At 41.5% G+C, this 17,037-nt stretch carries 13 protein-coding genes; 8 read left to right on the plus strand and 5 right to left on the minus strand.

What is annotated here, in order from left to right; genetic code table 11:
- Window positions 1–476: 476 nt before the first annotated feature.
- The 8 genes from AW17_RS24350 to AW17_RS21715 all read left to right on the plus strand — a co-directional run bounded on the left by AW17_RS24350 (window position 477) and on the right by AW17_RS21715 (window position 11,133).
- Complete coding sequence (locus AW17_RS24350; RefSeq protein ID WP_157280390.1) at window positions 477–614, plus strand: hypothetical protein; 138 nt, start codon at window positions 477–479, stop codon at window positions 612–614.
- Between the two features lie 122 nt (window positions 615–736).
- On the plus strand, window positions 737–1,486 hold the full coding sequence (locus AW17_RS21685) for a hypothetical protein (protein ID WP_051692030.1): 750 nt from the start codon (window positions 737–739) through the stop codon (window positions 1,484–1,486).
- 4 nt (window positions 1,487–1,490) lie between these two features.
- Window positions 1,491–3,431: a c-type cytochrome gene (locus AW17_RS21690; protein ID WP_029280058.1), complete on the plus strand. Its 1,941-nt coding sequence runs from the start codon at window positions 1,491–1,493 to the stop codon at window positions 3,429–3,431.
- A 33-nt stretch (window positions 3,432–3,464) separates the two neighbouring features.
- Window positions 3,465–4,235 carry a 3-keto-disaccharide hydrolase gene (locus tag AW17_RS21695; protein ID WP_029280060.1) on the plus strand — a complete coding sequence of 257 codons (771 nt, stop codon included), beginning with the start codon at window positions 3,465–3,467 and terminating at the stop codon, window positions 4,233–4,235.
- Between the two features lie 399 nt (window positions 4,236–4,634).
- Window positions 4,635–6,122 carry a cellulase family glycosylhydrolase gene (locus AW17_RS21700; RefSeq protein WP_029280062.1) on the plus strand — a complete coding sequence of 496 codons (1,488 nt, stop codon included), beginning with the start codon at window positions 4,635–4,637 and terminating at the stop codon, window positions 6,120–6,122.
- Window positions 6,123–6,490: 368 nt separating this feature from the next.
- Complete coding sequence (locus AW17_RS21705; RefSeq protein WP_029280064.1) at window positions 6,491–7,843, plus strand: glycoside hydrolase family 43 protein; 1,353 nt, start codon at window positions 6,491–6,493, stop codon at window positions 7,841–7,843.
- Window positions 7,844–7,916: 73 nt separating this feature from the next.
- Complete coding sequence (locus AW17_RS21710) at window positions 7,917–9,449, plus strand: glycoside hydrolase family 43 protein (protein WP_029280066.1); 1,533 nt, start codon at window positions 7,917–7,919, stop codon at window positions 9,447–9,449.
- A gap of 109 nt (window positions 9,450–9,558) precedes the next feature.
- A complete protein-coding gene (locus AW17_RS21715) occupies window positions 9,559–11,133 on the plus strand; it encodes a glycoside hydrolase family 43 protein (RefSeq protein WP_036670644.1) in 1,575 nt (524 codons plus the stop codon).
- A gap of 589 nt (window positions 11,134–11,722) precedes the next feature.
- Here AW17_RS21715 and AW17_RS21725 read toward each other — a convergent pair.
- From AW17_RS21725 to AW17_RS21745, 5 genes are all read right to left on the minus strand, one after another.
- Window positions 11,723–12,355, minus strand: a complete 633-nt coding sequence (locus tag AW17_RS21725) for a TetR/AcrR family transcriptional regulator (protein ID WP_029280071.1) — start codon at window positions 12,353–12,355, stop codon at window positions 11,723–11,725.
- A 408-nt stretch (window positions 12,356–12,763) separates the two neighbouring features.
- Window positions 12,764–13,123: a response regulator transcription factor gene (locus AW17_RS21730; RefSeq protein WP_029280073.1), complete on the minus strand. Its 360-nt coding sequence runs from the start codon at window positions 13,121–13,123 to the stop codon at window positions 12,764–12,766.
- A gap of 20 nt (window positions 13,124–13,143) precedes the next feature.
- Complete coding sequence (locus AW17_RS21735; protein WP_083488802.1) at window positions 13,144–15,486, minus strand: PAS domain S-box protein; 2,343 nt, start codon at window positions 15,484–15,486, stop codon at window positions 13,144–13,146.
- A gap of 776 nt (window positions 15,487–16,262) precedes the next feature.
- A complete protein-coding gene (locus AW17_RS21740) occupies window positions 16,263–16,535 on the minus strand; it encodes a hypothetical protein (RefSeq protein WP_029280077.1) in 273 nt (90 codons plus the stop codon).
- A 36-nt stretch (window positions 16,536–16,571) separates the two neighbouring features.
- Window positions 16,572–16,883: a hypothetical protein gene (locus AW17_RS21745; protein WP_157280391.1), complete on the minus strand. Its 312-nt coding sequence runs from the start codon at window positions 16,881–16,883 to the stop codon at window positions 16,572–16,574.
- Between the last annotated feature and the right edge of the window lie 154 nt (window positions 16,884–17,037).

A 17,037-nucleotide genomic window follows, 5' to 3' on the forward strand; every position in this document is an offset into this window, starting at 1 on the left:
GAGAAGGCTTTTTCAGCCGACGAAGCAATCTTACAACGATCGCTACTAGCGTGCGCATTAAGATTGCTTCGTGCCTCGCAATGACGACCTTTCTTTAGGAACCTGTCAATGGTAGGAATCGTCATTGCGAGAAGGCTTTTTCAGCCGACGAAGCAATCTTAATGCGGTCGCTATAACCCATAGTAAGATTGCTTCGTCGTTCCTCCTCGCAATGACGACCCTCTCAACTCACGCCAGCGCATGGTCAATTATTTAGCCGGCAAGAAATCGATCAGACCACCATCAACATTTAGCAAAAAAGGATTTTTAGCACTCAATATAACGCTTGTGTAACATTTCTTGCGGAAATTGAAAGATCTGATCTATCCCAAATGGTATCCTTGACCTAATTTTGACGCTAATAACCAATTATCGAGAAGAAGCTTATCCACACCTCTTACTAATTATGAGAAATACAAAAAAAGGAGTAAGGCGGCATGTACACAAAAGTTTCGTTGATCACTAACTATGATGAGGGGAAAAATAACTGGAACATCGAGGCGGGAGACTTTATGCTTCAACGGGGAAACTCCTCAGGCAATATTTCTCAAAAGCTGAAGATCGCTGTTAGATAGTGCGCGACGATAAAAGGAAAGAAACGGGTATACATTGATAAGTTATGAACCAGTCAGTAGCCCAATTTTAAAAATAATGCGAAACCAACACACTTAATTAACCAAATATTATACAGATAAGCATGAATTTATATTCTTATTTTTTCATTGCCTGTGCATCGGCCTTTTGTTTGACGGGCAGATCGGCTATTGCACAGGAGACCAAAGTTGAGCCAATAATCATTAAGGCAGAACGCAATATCCTGCTCAGGAGCTTTATTGATCTTGATAGTGCTAAACGGGTTACGCATGCCATCAGCATAGGTAGTCCGTTGCAAGTACATTATACCTACGACGCCGACAATGGCCAATTGGTACTATTGTGGAAAGGAGGATTTCTGGATGCGACACCAATGTGGCACGATAGGGGCGATGGTTCTTCGCGGCCACTCGGAAAGGCAATCCAGATCGGTGATGCCATGCCCCAGATTCAGCAGTTGGCAACATTAAAAAGTGAGTTTAAAAAAGACACGGCCGGATCAGGCTTCAAACCGAAGGGCTATACACTTGATGCCTCAGGTCTGCCAGTGTTTAAATACCGTACCTATGGATTGAGTGTTAAGGATGCGACGAGGGTCATTGATGGTGGCCAGGGCATCCGACGTGAAATTGAGCCAGGGGGAAATGCCAATGATTTATACCTGTGCCTCGCCAGGGCAGATAGGATTGAACCGAAGGGGAATGGTAAATATGTTCTTGTAGATAAAGCTTATTCCATTACGGTTGAGGATGAAGCCGCATTGAAGCCTATCATCAGAACAATACAAGGAACTCAGGAACTCTTGGTTCCATTCCAGGGAAAGATCATTTACGCCATTCTTTTTAACCAATAGCCAGATGAGTATTTATTTCAATTATTATAAAAACGGTATTTCGTGCCTGTTGACAATGACATTTATATTGATGTCAATCAGCTGCTTTGCTCAGGCGGAATCTCCAAAGGAAGAAGATTATTTTAAGATCATGAAAGTGCCCGCTCCCGAAGGAGCAATCCTCGAAGTGGGCGGACTCTGTACATTACCTAACGGCGATCTGGGAGTCACTACCAGGAGGGGGGATGTTTTCATTGTGAAAAATCCGTCTTCACTGAAACCAACATTTCAAAAGTTTGCTTCAGGCCTTCATGAAGTGCTTGGACTTGCCTATAAAAATGGATCATTTTATTGCGTTCAGCGTGGGGAGCTGACCAAAATGACAGATACAAACAACGATGGAGTGGCCGATGATTTTGAAACCATATACGCATGGCCATTGTCTGGAAATTACCATGAGTATAGTTTTGGCCCTAAGCTAGCTGCCGATGGATCTTTTTTTATAACCCTGAATCTTGGATTTCTGCCAACCTGGTGGAACCCGACAAGTATGGTTCCATGGAGGGGCTGGGCACTCCATATTTTTGAAGATGGAAGAGTAGAGCCTTGGGCTGCAGGTATGCGCTCGCCTTGCGGAATTAGTATGATTGATGATCAGCTTTTTTATACTGATAATCAAGGCGATTGGGTTGGCTCCGGAAGTATCATGCAAGTGAAAAAAGGTGCATTTATGGGGCATCCAGCCAGCTTGGTGTGGGCTAATCTGCCGCAGTCTCCAATAAAATTGACCACAGAACAGTTCTTTGCTAAGAATGAGACAAAGATGATTTACGACAGCAAGGGAAACAGTGTAAAGCCAGAGAACGATGTGAATGCAAAGGTGATAACCGAGATGGATATGAAGAAGAACTTTCCTGAACTGCAAATACCCGCGGTGTGGCTGCCTCACGGAATTCTGGGTATTTCAAATTCTGAGATCGTAAAAATTCCTCAAGGCTCCTTTGGCCCTTTCGCTGGCCAGCTTCTGGTGGGTGACCAGGGACAGAGTATGGTTAGCCGTGTGTTTATGGAAAAAATAAACGGAGAATATCAGGGGGCCGCATGGCCTTTCAGAAGTGGATTTCAGTCGGGTATTGTGCGTCTGGCTTGGGGGAAGGATGGATCATTGTTCGCCGGCGAGACCAACAGGGGATGGGGTTCGGCCGGTGAGGCCACGGAGGGGATCCAGCGACTGGTTTGGAACAACAAAATCCCTTTTGAAATGCACAGCATCAAAGCCATGCCTGACGGGTTTGAAATAGCGTTCACCAAACCTGTTGATAAGAAATACGCCTTAGATCTTGCTTCTTATTCAGTGGAAAGCTTTATTTATAAATACCATAGTGTGTATGGAAGTCCGCCGGTAAATAACCAAAAATGCAATGTAAAGGGCGTTCGCGTTTCAGCTGATGGCCTCACTGCCCGAATTATTGTAGCCGGCCTGCGCAAAGGATATATTCACAACATTACTTTGGATGGTATCCGATCACAAGAAAACTACTATAGTCTGGTACATCCAACAGCATATTATACCTTAAATAATATTCCGGAAGGCAAAGCGCTTAGCCTTACAGAAGTAAGTACCAAAAATTCGGCCTCAACTAAAACGCTGCCTTTGGCACAAAGCAAAAAGTCTTCATCAGGTGGAAAAACATCAGTAGTGAAAATTCCAACTTATGAGCAGGTGAAAGGGCTGCTAACTAAAAATACCTGCCTGGCTTGCCACAACCCGGATAAACGACAAGTTGGCCCCTCTTTTAAAGAGATTTCCACCAAAAAGTATACGGTTGAGGAATTAATAAGCCTGATTTATACGCCTAAACCAGAGCATTGGCGGGGTTACTCCACGCCGATGCCGCCAATGACCAATGTTCCAAAAGATGAGGTGAAAAAAATTGCGACCTGGATCAAATCATTAAATAAATAATGCATCAATAGCTAAAGAAAATCAATCAATAATATGAAACGATCAATATTAATTGTTGGGATACTCGTAACAAATGCACTGCTCGTTCAGGCACAACAGCCTGCTAAGCCAGAAGATACGGAAGTATGGACCCCCGTACCTGCAAAGGTAAGTCTGGCTAAAGTGCCAGGAGGAGCGCCTTCAGATGCCATACTTCTTTTTGACGGGAAAGATCTGGATCAGTGGGTAAACTCCGGCGATACTGCGTCAGCAAAAAGATGGAAGTTAGCTGATGGGATCATGACTGTGGATAAGTCTGTGGGTGATCTCCAGACAAAAGCGAAGTTTATGGATTTTCAGCTTCACATTGAATACAGGATTCCAGAAAATATAAGCGGAAGCGGCCAGGGCCGAGGTAACAGTGGTATATTTCTGGCTGCTATTCCCTGGGGTGCCGGCGGATATGAGTTGCAGGTGCTGGACAATTACGACAATAAAACCTACGTAAATGGGCAGGCTGGTAGTCTCTACAAACAATCGCCACCGTTGGTAAATGCCTGTTTAAAACCAGGAGAGTGGCAAACCTATGATGTAGCCTGGACAGCTCCCCGTTTTAACGAAGACGGTTCTGTAAAGTCACCGGCTGTAGCGACAGTTTTTCATAATGGCATTCTCGTGCAGAATGCCACCATACTCAAAGGAGATACACCATATATAGGCCAGCCAACCTACAGAAAACATGGCGCCTCACCAATTAAATTGCAGAGTCATGGAGATAAAAGTGAACCGATCAGCTATCGCAATATCTGGTTAAGGAAATTTTAGCAAGTATCCCTCTGTTGATCGATTTTTTAATAGAAACCAATTATATCCCTATATGAGAACAGTAAATTATCCTTTCGGCATCGTAGTCATCCCTATGTTTACGAGGTGCCAAAAACAAGAACTCGGAAGTCTGGCCGGGAAACAATCTCTTGCAAAAGCAGTGAATGCTGGTTACCCAGGCATATGTCAATCTGGCTAAAGAAATCGGTTTCAACCCCATTCGAATTCCTTGCTTCTGGGATCTATATGGCCAACAGCAATACAGCAAAACTTTAAAAGTTAAAAGAAATCAGGTTTTTGACAATATGTAAGTTGAAATAAATTTTTCAAAAGACTGGTAGTAAAAAAAGCCTTCGACAATTTGAGGGTCGTGAAAAAATAAATTATAATCTAACCAAAATGAAAAATATTATAAACATGAAAAATAGAAGTTACGGGATATTTTTAGGTTTCCTGATCGTTATCGCCTTATTCTCCTTTTCCTGTAAGAAGTCAGAGGTTGCAGCAGAGCTGGAAGTTTCTTCATTGGATATTAAAGCGCAGGCAGATGGCGAGCGTACAGAAGTGACGATTACCAGCAACGACGCATGGACAGCAGCTATCAATGATGCGGTACCTTGGATAGAGATAGATCGCACAGCGGGCGGAGCAGGTGCTACACAGTTACAGCTAAAATTTTCCGGTAATGGTACAGGTGCATCGCGTTATGGTGTGGTTACGATTAAATCTGGTAATGGCCAGGCCAGGAGAATTAAGATTACACAAGTAGGTAATTTATATCCAACATATAATTTATCGCCAAAAGCACCCGATGCAACCGGTACGAGTAGTACGGCTGTACAACTGGCGGCAAAAATGCATTTGGGAATAAATTTTGGCAATACCATGGAATCCCCAAAAGAAGGTGAGTGGCAGAATAGTAAACTAACCGAATCGTATGTGAAATTTGTAAAGCAAATGGGATTCAATACGGTACGGATTCCTTGTAACTGGAATTGGAGTCATTTAAGTGATCCCGATAAAGCAGAAATCGACCAGGCATGGCTTAACCGGGTGAAAGAAGTAGTTGGATGGTGTGTAGCTAATGATATGTATGTGATGCTGAATACGCACGGAGATAATGGCTGGCTCGAAAATAATGTAAATGCGGCAAAGCAAGAGGAAATTAATGCGAGACTAAAAGCGCTTTGGGAGCAGATTGCCACAACCATGCGTGATTTTGACGAACACCTTATTTTTGCCGGCACGAATGAACCTGCGGTTGAAAATGCCGAGCAGATGGCCATACTCAATAGTTATCACGAAACATTCATCAAGGCGGTTCGTTCTACAGGAGGCAGGAACAGTTACCGGGTGCTGGTTGTGCAAGGCCCCAGCACTGACCCTACTAAAACTTTTACTTTGATGAATACGATGCCAAAAGACGAAATCCCTAATAAGTTGATGGTCGAGGTGCATGACTACACGCCTTCTACATTTACGATACTAACAGATGGAGATGTAAGTTGGGGCAAGATGGCTTACTACTGGGGGAAAGGTAATCATTCTACTATTGAGCCAGAACGCAACGCTACCTATGGAGAAGAGGATGCGATCGATACTGAATTCAAAAATATTAAACAAAAGTTTGTCGATAAAGGTATCCCTGTGATGCTGGGTGAATATGCAGCCTGGAGAAGGAATGCGATTAACAACCCGAATTATCTTCCTAAGGATCTGGCTATGCACAACAAGTCTGTAAATGACTGGACATATTATCTGACCAAACAGGCTAAAGCGAATGGTATTCTGCCATTCTATTGGGAGATAGGTTTTATGTTAGACAGAGCTAATAATGTGGTAAAGGATCAACCTATGTTAGATGCCCTTATTGCAGGAGGTAAGTAAATAGTAAGAAATACTATAAATAAATCGAAATACTTTTTGTAGAGGTTCATGCATAGCATTGAATTTAAAAAGAGGTTGTATCATAAATATAGATTTGTCATCCTGAGGGGGTAGTTTTAGAAAAACAAAGGAGGGGTGATGACAGGGTCCGCAGAATCGTCATTTCGACCGCAGTGTTCCAAAGGAACTCCTTTGGAGGAGAAATCTTTGAATGAAGTATGTTAAAAGATTTCTCCATTTCGCTGCGCTTCAGTCGAAATGACGACTGATTTTCTAAACTCTTACTACATATAGGTAATCTCGCTGAAACCATGAATTTAAACTTAAAATTAATTGCAATTATAATACACACACAAATTAGATCAACAATGAATATCAGAAAGATAGTTTTACAGGTAACAGCTCTTTTTGCTGCAGCGAGCGTACAGGCTCAAAACCCGATTATACAAACCATTTATACAGCCGATCCGGCGCCGATGGTATACAAAGATACCGTTTACCTGTACACCGGGCACGATGAAGATAAATCGACTGTGTTTGTGATGAAAAACTGGCATTGTTTCACATCTACCGATATGGTGAACTGGACAGACCGCGGATCGCCCCTGTCGGTTAAAACGTTCATCTGGGCTAAGCAGGATGCCTGGGCTGGGCAATGCATTGCCAGGAATGGAAAGTTTTACTGGTACGTACCTATGACCCATGAAACGATCGGAATGTCAATCGGGGTGGCTGTTTCTGATGGTCCTACAGGTCCGTTTAAAGATGCGCTTGGAAAACCACTGGTTCACAGCGGTTACGGAGATATCGACCCCACAGTGTTTATTGATGGCGATGGTCAAGCATATCTCTATTGGGGGAACCCTTATCTTAAATACGTAAAGATGAATCCGGATATGATTTCTTACGCTGGCGAGGTAGTTACGGTGCCGTTGAATAAAGAAGGTTTTAATGTACGATATCAAGATGTTGATAAAAGGCCTTCAGCATACGAAGAAGCTCCATGGTTTTACAAACGCAAAAACCTGTACTATATGCATTATGCTGCAGGAGGTGTACCTGAACATTTGGCTTACTCAACCAGTACAGGCCCAACCGGACCATGGGTTTACCGGGATACCACTATGCGGGTAATTGGCAAGGGAGGTGCTTTTACCAATCATCCAGGTGTGATCGATTATAAAGGCAAATCGTATTTGTTCTATCATAACGCTGCATTGCCAGGTGGTGGAGGTTTTACCCGTTCCGTTTGTGTAGATGAGTTTCAGTATAACAAGGATGGGAGCGTTCCGCGGATAACGCCAACAACCGAAGGCGTAAAACCTGTTGAACATTTAAATCCATTCATCCGCCAGGAAGCGGAAACTATAGCCTGGGAGCAGGGAATTGAAACCGAACGCAGCAACAACGCCAGAGTTTATGTAACCGAAATCAACAATGGCGATTTTATCAAAGTCCGAACTGTTGATTTTAAGAACGGAGCAGGAATATTTCAGGCAAATGTTTCATCGGCGTCAGGTGGTTTTATCGAAATACATATGGGTAGCCTCGAAGGAGAACTATTGGGGGCCTGTGAAGTTAAAAACACAGGAGGCTTGCAAAGTTGGACCACCGTTTCAACTCAAGTAAAGAAGACAAAGGGTGTTCATGATATGTACTTTGTTTTTAAAGGCAGTCAAGGCGATCTGTTCAATTTCAACTGGTGGAGATTCGATAAATAAGATCTTCCTTAAAGAATAATTAATCAACTGAAAATTAACCCTTAACGGGTATTCGTTAAATAAAATAAAAAACATGTTTAGAAAAAAAGTATTGTTAAGTACAGCCGTTGTTATGGCTTTTCTGGGCGGCAGAGAATTCGCAAAAGCTCAGACGAATGCGGGTAAACCGAAAATGGTTAAAGAAAACCTGGAAGAAAAATTCGCAAATGTTTCGCCAAAACTTATCTCCAATAATGCCAATCCCTTATTAGATTTTATGTTTACGGCCGATCCAACAGCTGTAGAATACAATGGAAGAATTTATGTGTATGCCACTAATGATCATCAACAGTATGAGCATGTAGGAAAGGATGGAAAAAATTCATACGAGCGGATCCGTACGCTGGTGATGATGTCTTCCGATGATATGGTTAACTGGACCTATCATGGCCTTATCAATACTGCCGAGCTGGCACCATGGAGTCAGAACTCCTGGGCGCCTTCCATTACATCTAGAAAGGAAGCAGATGGCAAGACGCACTTCTATTTGTATTACTCCAATGGCGGTGGTGGCTCAGCGGTGCTTACTTCCACCTCTCCGGTTGGCCCATGGAAAGACCCATTGGGAAAGAACATAGTCGACCGTTCTGTTCCCGGTGTGGATGTTGATGCTCCATTCGATCCTGGAGTTGTGATTGACGATCAGGGTATAGGCTGGCTGGCTTTTGGGGCTGGAACGCCAAAAACAAAATACATGCCGGATAATTCCAGAATCGTCAAACTAGGAGCAGATATGATCAGTTTGGCCAGCGATGTTGCTAAGATACCTGCTCCTTATTTTTTTGAGGCGAGCGACCTTAATTTCATCAACGGAACCTGGGTTTATACCTATAATACAAATTGGGAAGAACGCACAGAATGGCCTTATAGCAATATCGACAAACCAACCAAATGTAACATGTCTTATATGACCAGTAAAACACCCTTAAGTCCGGAGAGCTGGAAGTATCGCGATAATTATTTTAAAAATACTGGCGAGGTTAAAGTGGGGCCTTTTACAAACAACCACACTCACCTTTTCAAGTTTAAAGGGAAATATTATATTGCTTACCATGCCATGTATTTACAGGATTATTTTGGTACTAAGGGTGGTTTTCGTAATGTGGGTATCGAACCAATACAGGTGGATGAAAAGAATGTGAATATCCCCATGGTCAACGCAACTTTTAAAGGTCCATCACAACTTAATCCACTAAATCCATTCGTGCTTCAGCAGGCAGAAACCACTGCAGGCACTTCGGGGCAAGTTCAGTTCGAAGCTGTTGGTAATCCAGGCAATATGGTTGCCAAAGGAAAAGCAGATCAACAATGTATTATGGTGCGAGAAGCCGATTTTAGCAAACAGATTCCTGCCAAATTCGAAGCCAGGGTGAAAGGAAAAGGTAAAATTGATGTTTATGTAAATAATCTTAAAGGTACTCCTCTTGTTTCCCTTACATGTGATGAGAAGGACTGGACTACACTTTCAAAGAAAATAGACCTGAAAATAGATAAAGGAGTAACGAATATTTATTTTGTGTTTAATGGAGAGGACTTTTTGTTCGATGAATGGAAATTCACTCGTTAATTCCGGTTGCAGGTTTATTAATGCTAATTACAATTAAAATTGGTTAAGAATGAAAAACCCAAATGAAAATATAAAAAATGCGATTTATAGGTTATGCATAATAGCCCTAATGATCACCCTTATAGTACCGTGTTTATACGCACAAAAAGCCACTAATCCCATTATTTATGCAGATGTACCAGATATTTCAATAGTACGTGTAGGCAATAGCTATTACATGAGCAGTACAACGATGCACATGAGCCCCGGTGTACCCATTATGAAATCGACAGATCTTGTCAATTGGAAAATTATCAATTATGCCTATGATACTTTGGCAAATGTTGACGCAACAAATCTCATAAATGGCAAAAACATGTATGGACAGGGTTCGTGGGCAAGTTCTATTCGTTTCCATAATGGCACCTATTATGTAAGCACATTTGCATCAACCACAGGTGAAACCTATATTTTTAAAACAAAAGATATAGAAAAAGGAAATTGGGAACGAATTTCTTTTAAGCCAGCGTATCATGACAATTCCTTGTTTTTTGATGATGATGGCAAAGTATATTTAATTCATGGCGCAGAAAGACTAAAAATTGTTGAATTAAGTGAGGATCTAACAGGAGTTAAACCAGGCGTTGCGGAGCGGGTTCTCATCGAGAATGCCAGCGCACCAACAGGAAAAGAAGTAGGCCTTAGTGCTGAAGGATCTCAATTATTTAAAGTAAAAGACAAATATTATTTATTTAATATTTGCGCACCACGCGGTGGAATGCGAACTGTACTTATACATAGGGCAGATCATATCAATGGCCCTTGGGAAGGAAAAGTTGGCTTACAGGATAGAGGAATTGCTCAAGGCGGACTGATCAACACGCCCGATGGACGTTGGTTCTCTTATCTTTTCCGCGATTTTGCTGCGGTTGGCCGCGTTCCTTATCTGGTTCCTGTTAAGTGGGAAGATGGCTGGCCTGTATTAGCAGAAAATGGTAAAGTCCCCCAACAGCTAGACCTGCCGGCCAGTAAAGGTTTAATCCCAGGTATTGTGGCTTCTGATGAGTTCATCCGTAAAAAAGGTGAACCTGCTTTGCCGCTGGCTTGGCAATGGAACCATAACCCTGATAATAGCTTGTGGTCTGTAACAGAAAGAAAAGGATTCCTGCGCCTCAAAACAGGAAGAATCGACACTGATTTTCTTCAGGCCAGAAACACACTTACACAACGCACTATTGGTCCAACCAGCTCAGCTTCTGTTGCCCTGGATGTTTCCAAAATGAAAGACGGCGATTTTGCCGGCTGCTCAGCTTTCCAAAAAGAGTATGGATCAGTAGGCGTTAAAATGGATGCGGGTCAAAAATTGATAGTAATGATCACTACTGATCATGATAAGCCTGTCGAAGTACAGCGAATTCCATTGAATCAAGACCAAATTTACTTCAGAATCGATTGCGATTTTACCGGCAAGAACGATGAAGCTAATCACCTTTATGCGCTTAATGGGAAAGATGAAGCTAGTTTCTTTTACAGTCTTGATGGAAAAGTTTGGAAAGCAATAGGGCGACCTTTGAAGATGAAATACGACATTCCACATTTCATGGGCTATCGTTTTGCTTTGTTTAATTATGCTACAAAAAATATAGGCGGCGCGGCCGACTTTGACTTTTTTCGTATAACGGATGCTATTTCCACAGAAAAATAAGGTTTATCCAATATTAGAGCCTGTTTAAATTTCATTATAAATTATTAGTATGTCAGTCTGTCCAAAGGACTCCTGTGGAGAGCGTAGTCGAAGACCCGTTTTTCGATATATTAAAAGCAATCGACTCTGCTATCATTGACAGGCTCCAATAGAATGGTCGTCATCTCCTGTAGCGCAGTCCCGAACTTTCGGGAGGAGAGATCTTTGTACCAAATTATTGAATCAAAGTTAAAAGATTTCTCCTCCAAAGGAGTTCCTTTGGAACACTGCGGTCGAAATGACGATACTTCAAGACCATTCACCTGTTTTATCCATCTGTCATTCATATTGATTTTTGTGAATAAATTAAGCCTCAGTGTGATAAAAATGTTAGATAAGTAAAATAATTGTATCAAATTTAAACAGGCTCTTAGTGTTTAGTTTGAAATCTAAAGCACAGCACAAATCAATAATTCCATCCGTGGTTCTTGATTTTAACTGATCTTATTTCTGTGGAAAATGTTTTCAGAATGAGTCTCTGGAACTGGTGGCAAAGGAAGTCGAACCTTTCTTTTAATTGATTGTACTACAATAGCTTATTTAGAAATGGCTACAGGTATGCCCATTCAATGATTTGTTTAATGGTCTTCTTTATTTCGGCCTGTGCTTCCTCTTTCCTGATATCAACTCCACAGATCAGGCCATTATTCGTATGAGCAATCAAGGTAATGTAATATATACCCCCAATTAGAAGGGCAGCAACCGGCCTGATGTTTTTGTCTTTGCCTTTAAAGTATTCGTCAGTAAGTTCACTAAAAAACTGCTCTCCCAGAGATTCACGTCTCTCATTTAACTCCTCTAGCACTTTTGAACTTTCGCACACCCCCCAACTGATGATTTTTCGCATTTCTTCATTTGCAATTAAAGAATCGAGCTGATCTTCCAATAAATGATACAACATATCTTTGCCCCGGTCGCCTCTGTTTTGCTCGATTATTTCTTTTGACTGATCGATATTTGCAGTATAAAAATCGCTGTTGTTCAGGTATTCCTTTACCAGGCCTTCCATACTGCCGAAATAATCATAAACCAATTTTCGGTCTACTTCGGCTTTTAATGCTACTTTGCTAACGTTTAAGCCGGTAAAACCGTCGTTTTTTAAGATTTTACCAACAGCGGCCAGAAGTTTTTGTTTTGTCGATTCTTTATTTCTGATGGGACCGCTCGTAGGTTTTCTTGTCATTCGGGGGGGTGAGTTATAACAATTTCTTGATCTGAAGATTATCCAAATATATATAATGCAGCGCTAATTGTTCCATTTTTTTCAACAGAACACATTGAGGTGGTACTATTTTGCTGCGTTGCTTTTTAACAGAACGTATTTTAACTAGTTCTCTTTTACAATGCCATATTTCCGGGCATTAGCTATCTATCTCCAAGCTTTCTATTTTGGAAATCCGCCAAGACCGGTTCCTTTAAAACTAGCATAACTCAAAAAGTAAGATAATATTTTAATAGAATCGCCCTCATTATTAGCGGAAGCTGAACCGTCGACAATTTGTCAACTCATATCAGGGTTACAATTGTCAAGTTTTTACCAACCTCAAAAACTGTAAACATTTTTCAGTATTGGACATGGTGTTAAACCAATTTAGGCATACCGGTTTACCCGGGCAACGAAATGGTCGATATTAAAGGGCTTTGCTATAAATTCTGCGCCACAGCCCGAACCCATAATTTCGTTCTTGGTTGTGTTGGCAGACATCATGATGATATTAATGACTGAGGTACGCTCATCCATGCGCAATTGCCTGCAGATATCGAGTCCGTTACCGTCGGGCAACATGATATCAAGAATCGCTATATCAGGCAATCTCTGCGAGATCATATGGTTGAACGCCGCAACGGTAGGGCAGCCATTTACTTCATAGCCTTCTTCGGACAGGATATAACTGACCACTTCACTGATATCCGCGTCGTCCTCCAGGACATAAACTAATTTTTTGCTCATTTGTGTTTGTCTTTGTTAGATTAGATGTTAATGTGTGTGTTGCATACAGGGACCGCAAATTTAAATGCAGCACCTTTACCGGGTTCGCTTTCCACCCATATCCGCCCTCCATGGCGTTCAATAATCTCCTTGGTAATGTAAAGGCCCAGCCCAAGTCCGGATATATTACGGTCCTTTTCTCTTACCCTGTAAAACTGGCTGAATATATGGGCCTGTTCGGCGGCAGGAATCCCTGCGCCATAGTCTATTACAGAAATAATTATTTCATGGTTATGGTTTACAGCCGTTATATTAATATCCCGGGAGTGGGGCGCATACTTTACAGCATTGCCAATCAGGTTAGTGATTACCTGTTCCATCCTCATTTTATCCCCCTGTAATACAAGATCTCCCTCGCGGACATAAATATAATTGTGTCCGGGAACGGTCTGCTCAAATGTTTCGCAGATATCACCGATCAGTGCACCAAGGTCTAGCCGTTCAAAATTGAACTGTAATTTGCCGGCCTGGACTTTGGAAATGTCAAACAGGTCGTTGATAAGGATATTGAGTTTGTCTACCTGCTTGATCGCCTTGTCTAAAAAAACTTTGTTCAGACCATCTGAAGCTGTTTTTTGAAGCACCTGAAGAAAGCCGCTCATAGAGGTAAGTGGTGTTTTGAGTTCATGGGAAGCCAAGGCTATAAATTCATCTTTTTTAAGACTAAGGGTTTTAACCTCTTCAAAAAGTTTAGAGTTATCGAGTGCTATGGCTGCCTGAGAAGCAACCCCAACCACCAGGTCTTCATGATCCTGCAAAAATATGCCGGATTCTGGGTGACCAAAGAAAAGCCCGCCGATTACCGTCCCTGTTGAGGAAATAACAGGTACGGCCAGATAACTGACCACAGGGAGGTGTCCATCGGGCATCCCAAAATGGGGAGCCATTTTGCCATAACGTTCATCTTTTCTGATGTTGTCTACACGCACAACCCCCTCACCGCTGAAGGTGGCGTGGAATACTGCTGTATTACGGGGCATACCAAATTTTTCAAATGCCTCACGAGGAGCGCCCGAGAGCGTATAAAGCATGTAAGATTCACCTTCCTCATTGGTTTTATTGTAAAAGAAAGCGCCAAATGCCGCCCCGGTAAGTTCTGTTGTCGCATCGGTCACTTTCTGCAAAATGACATTAACATCCAGTTGTTCACTGATGCTCTTACCTATCGAATTCAGGATCATGAGCTTTTGGGAGTTGCTTTTTAAGGCATTTTCTGATGCTCTCTGGGCAGTGATATCCCTGGCTACTTTTGAAGCGCCAATGATTATCCCATCACTATTCTTTATCGGGGAAACTGTTAAAGAGACCTGGATTTCCTTGTTTTCCTTGCTTATCCTTATGGTTTGAAAGTGATCTATCTTTACACCTTTTTTGATACTGCTTATGATGCGTTCTTCTTCATCAAGACGGTCTGGCGGGATCAATAGAGAGATGTGGCGGCCAACGGCTTCGTTTTCGCTATAACCGAAAATATTTTCAGCCCCTTTATTCCATGTAGTGATTATGCCGGCAAGGGTTTTGCTTACGATGGCATCATCGGAACTCTCCACTATGGCAGCCAATGCGGCCTGTTTCTCATCGGCGAGTTTTTGGGCCGTAATGTTGCGCGCAATCTTACTTACCCCAATAATGCGGCCCTGCTTATTCCTTATGGGTGATACGGTGAGCGATATAGGTATTTCAGTCCCGTCTTTGGCCAGGCGTACTGTCTTGTAATGTTCGATTCTTTGGCCTGCCCTTACTTTATTGATAATGTAATCTTCTTCATGTATCCTGTCTTGAGGGATGAGAATGGTAATATGCTTCCCGATTACCTCTGATGCAGAATAGCCAAAAATCCCTTGTGCCCCCTTGTTCCAGCTGGTGATGAAACCATCCAGCGTTTTAGAGACGATTGCATCTTCGGATCCTTCAATAATGGCTGCCAGTGTAGCTTGCTGTTCATCAGCGGTATACCCATCCGAAATGTCACGGATCATTTGGGAAATGCCTATCAATTTTTGCTCGGCATCAGTAATTGGAGAGATGGTAATGGAAACATGCAGGTCTTCCCCTGTTATCGATCGGCATACAGTACGGAAACCCTGAACGTTTGCACCGCTCCGCACAGTATCCACTAAACGCTCATACTCTTCAAAAACGGCTTTTTCCATTATTCCGGAAACTGTCTTTCCGATCTGCTCCCTGGTAAAACCGAACAGTCGCGCTGCCGCGGGGTTTATATCTGTAATTTTAAAATCAATGTCATGGCAGATTACTGCGTCTTCCAAGCTTTCAAAAATCGACTTAAAGGTAAACAGTTGATTTAGGGAAGTTAAGTCCATACTGGGCGGTAATTATTTAATTAAAGAAGGTACATTCACATTAATACCCGATCTATGTCAACAACCCTGAGCGATAATAGTTTTAAGAATATAAAAATGTATCCCTTAATGGACTGTCAATTTTAGCCTTTTTGATTAAATCCATCGTCGCTGAGCTCGTGTGATGTAAAAATAAAAATGTGTTTTTTTTAACTAAATGTGATTTTTGTAGAATTATACGAGTTTATTATTAAAAATCGCCTTTGCTTTCAGGCGGTAGTCTTCGTTTGCGCATTGAGATCAGATTTTTTTAGCTGCAGATTTCTAATATGGTTCTCTAAGTCATCGGCAATAAGTCCGTTAAATCGCATATTTGAAGGAGATTGCAACAATTTAAGAATGTCGCGTGATCTAGTTATATAGTAGACATTATTCAGCATATAAGTGTAAGTTTTTCCAAATGCAAACAACTAATAGTTGAAAAAGCATATGAAAACTCTACTATTCCTGATAGCTGTGTCAATAAGAGCCTCATCCTGTGGTCCCAATTGATCCGCTGAGAAAAGGATGAATATTAAGAGCCTGTTTAAATTTGATACAATTATTTTACTTATCTAACATTTTTGTCACACTGAGCGGAGTCGATTGCTTTTAATATATCGAAAAACGGGTCTTCGACTACGCTCTCCACAGGAGTCCTTTGGACAGACTGACATACTAATCATTTATAATAAAATTTAAACAGGCGCTAAACGAATTGATTGAAATCGGAATGTCTATTTTGACTTTATCAGGTACTAATTTACTCGAGCAATCTTGACCGCTTTTGTTGATACAGGAACAACTTTTGAAGTCGGTGCATATTTTATTGCAGGTGCAATTTTCACCTCCTTTTTACCTGCCGTTTTTGATGGTTTATCCATACTACTTTTGGCAAGTGTATCGGTTTTTGGTTTTACTGTTTCTTTTTGCACATTTATTTTTTGCGCCTTAAGCCCTGTTACAATTAGCAGGGTACTTAAAAGGCTCAAGATCTTTTTCATCTGTTTATTTTTTTGTTTTTTAATCATCAATGGCAAATGGCTTCCTGCCTCTAGCAGACAAACTTATTTGTTCTGATTTTTGGGCTTGATTGCTGTTTTACTCGAATCAGGAACCGTTGGGGGTATGGTATCGGTACGCTTCTTATTTTTCTTTTTAAATAGATTATTCAGTTTTTCGCTGACTTTGTTCATTGCTTTATCGGTAACATTGTCGGCCGTTTTATTTACAGCATGATCTACAACTTTATCGGTTGATCGGTCAATTGAGTTTGTCGTCGCAGTTTTTGCTTTTTCTTTGAGTTTACTCAATACCTGTGCTTGCACTATCCCTCCCACACCAATAGTGAGGAAAAAGATAAAAATTACTTTCTTCATCGTTTTAATTTTTTTAGTAAAAGTAGCCTGAGCATACATGCCAGTCAATCATTTAAAAAGATGATTTTTCACATCAAATGGGAATGATATCTCTGTCTACAAACCATTTACTATAATCTATTCCATACTCACCGCCATAATTAATAACCTGAGT

The organism is Pedobacter borealis DSM 19626, from assembly GCF_000708285.2.
Lineage (GTDB): Bacteria > Bacteroidota > Bacteroidia > Sphingobacteriales > Sphingobacteriaceae > Pedobacter > Pedobacter borealis.

Excerpts from the sequence above, each read along its gene's own strand:
- AW17_RS24350 (WP_157280390.1), top strand. The coding sequence starts at position 477 with ATGTACACAAAAGTTTCGTTGATCACTAACTATGATGAGGGGAAAAAT.
- AW17_RS21685 (WP_051692030.1), top strand. The coding sequence starts at position 737 with ATGAATTTATATTCTTATTTTTTCATTGCCTGTGCATCGGCCTTTTGT.
- AW17_RS21690 (WP_029280058.1), top strand. The coding sequence starts at position 1,491 with ATGAGTATTTATTTCAATTATTATAAAAACGGTATTTCGTGCCTGTTG.
- AW17_RS21695 (WP_029280060.1), top strand. The coding sequence starts at position 3,465 with ATGAAACGATCAATATTAATTGTTGGGATACTCGTAACAAATGCACTG.
- AW17_RS21700 (WP_029280062.1), top strand. The coding sequence starts at position 4,635 with ATGAAAAATATTATAAACATGAAAAATAGAAGTTACGGGATATTTTTA.
- AW17_RS21705 (WP_029280064.1), top strand. The coding sequence starts at position 6,491 with ATGAATATCAGAAAGATAGTTTTACAGGTAACAGCTCTTTTTGCTGCA.
- AW17_RS21710 (WP_029280066.1), top strand. The coding sequence starts at position 7,917 with ATGTTTAGAAAAAAAGTATTGTTAAGTACAGCCGTTGTTATGGCTTTT.
- AW17_RS21715 (WP_036670644.1), top strand. The coding sequence starts at position 9,559 with ATGATCACCCTTATAGTACCGTGTTTATACGCACAAAAAGCCACTAAT.
- AW17_RS21725 (WP_029280071.1), bottom strand. The coding sequence starts at position 12,355 with ATGACAAGAAAACCTACGAGCGGTCCCATCAGAAATAAAGAATCGACA.
- AW17_RS21730 (WP_029280073.1), bottom strand. The coding sequence starts at position 13,123 with ATGAGCAAAAAATTAGTTTATGTCCTGGAGGACGACGCGGATATCAGT.
- AW17_RS21735 (WP_083488802.1), bottom strand. The coding sequence starts at position 15,486 with ATGGACTTAACTTCCCTAAATCAACTGTTTACCTTTAAGTCGATTTTT.
- AW17_RS21740 (WP_029280077.1), bottom strand. The coding sequence starts at position 16,535 with ATGATTAAAAAACAAAAAAATAAACAGATGAAAAAGATCTTGAGCCTT.
- AW17_RS21745 (WP_157280391.1), bottom strand. The coding sequence starts at position 16,883 with ATGAAGAAAGTAATTTTTATCTTTTTCCTCACTATTGGTGTGGGAGGG.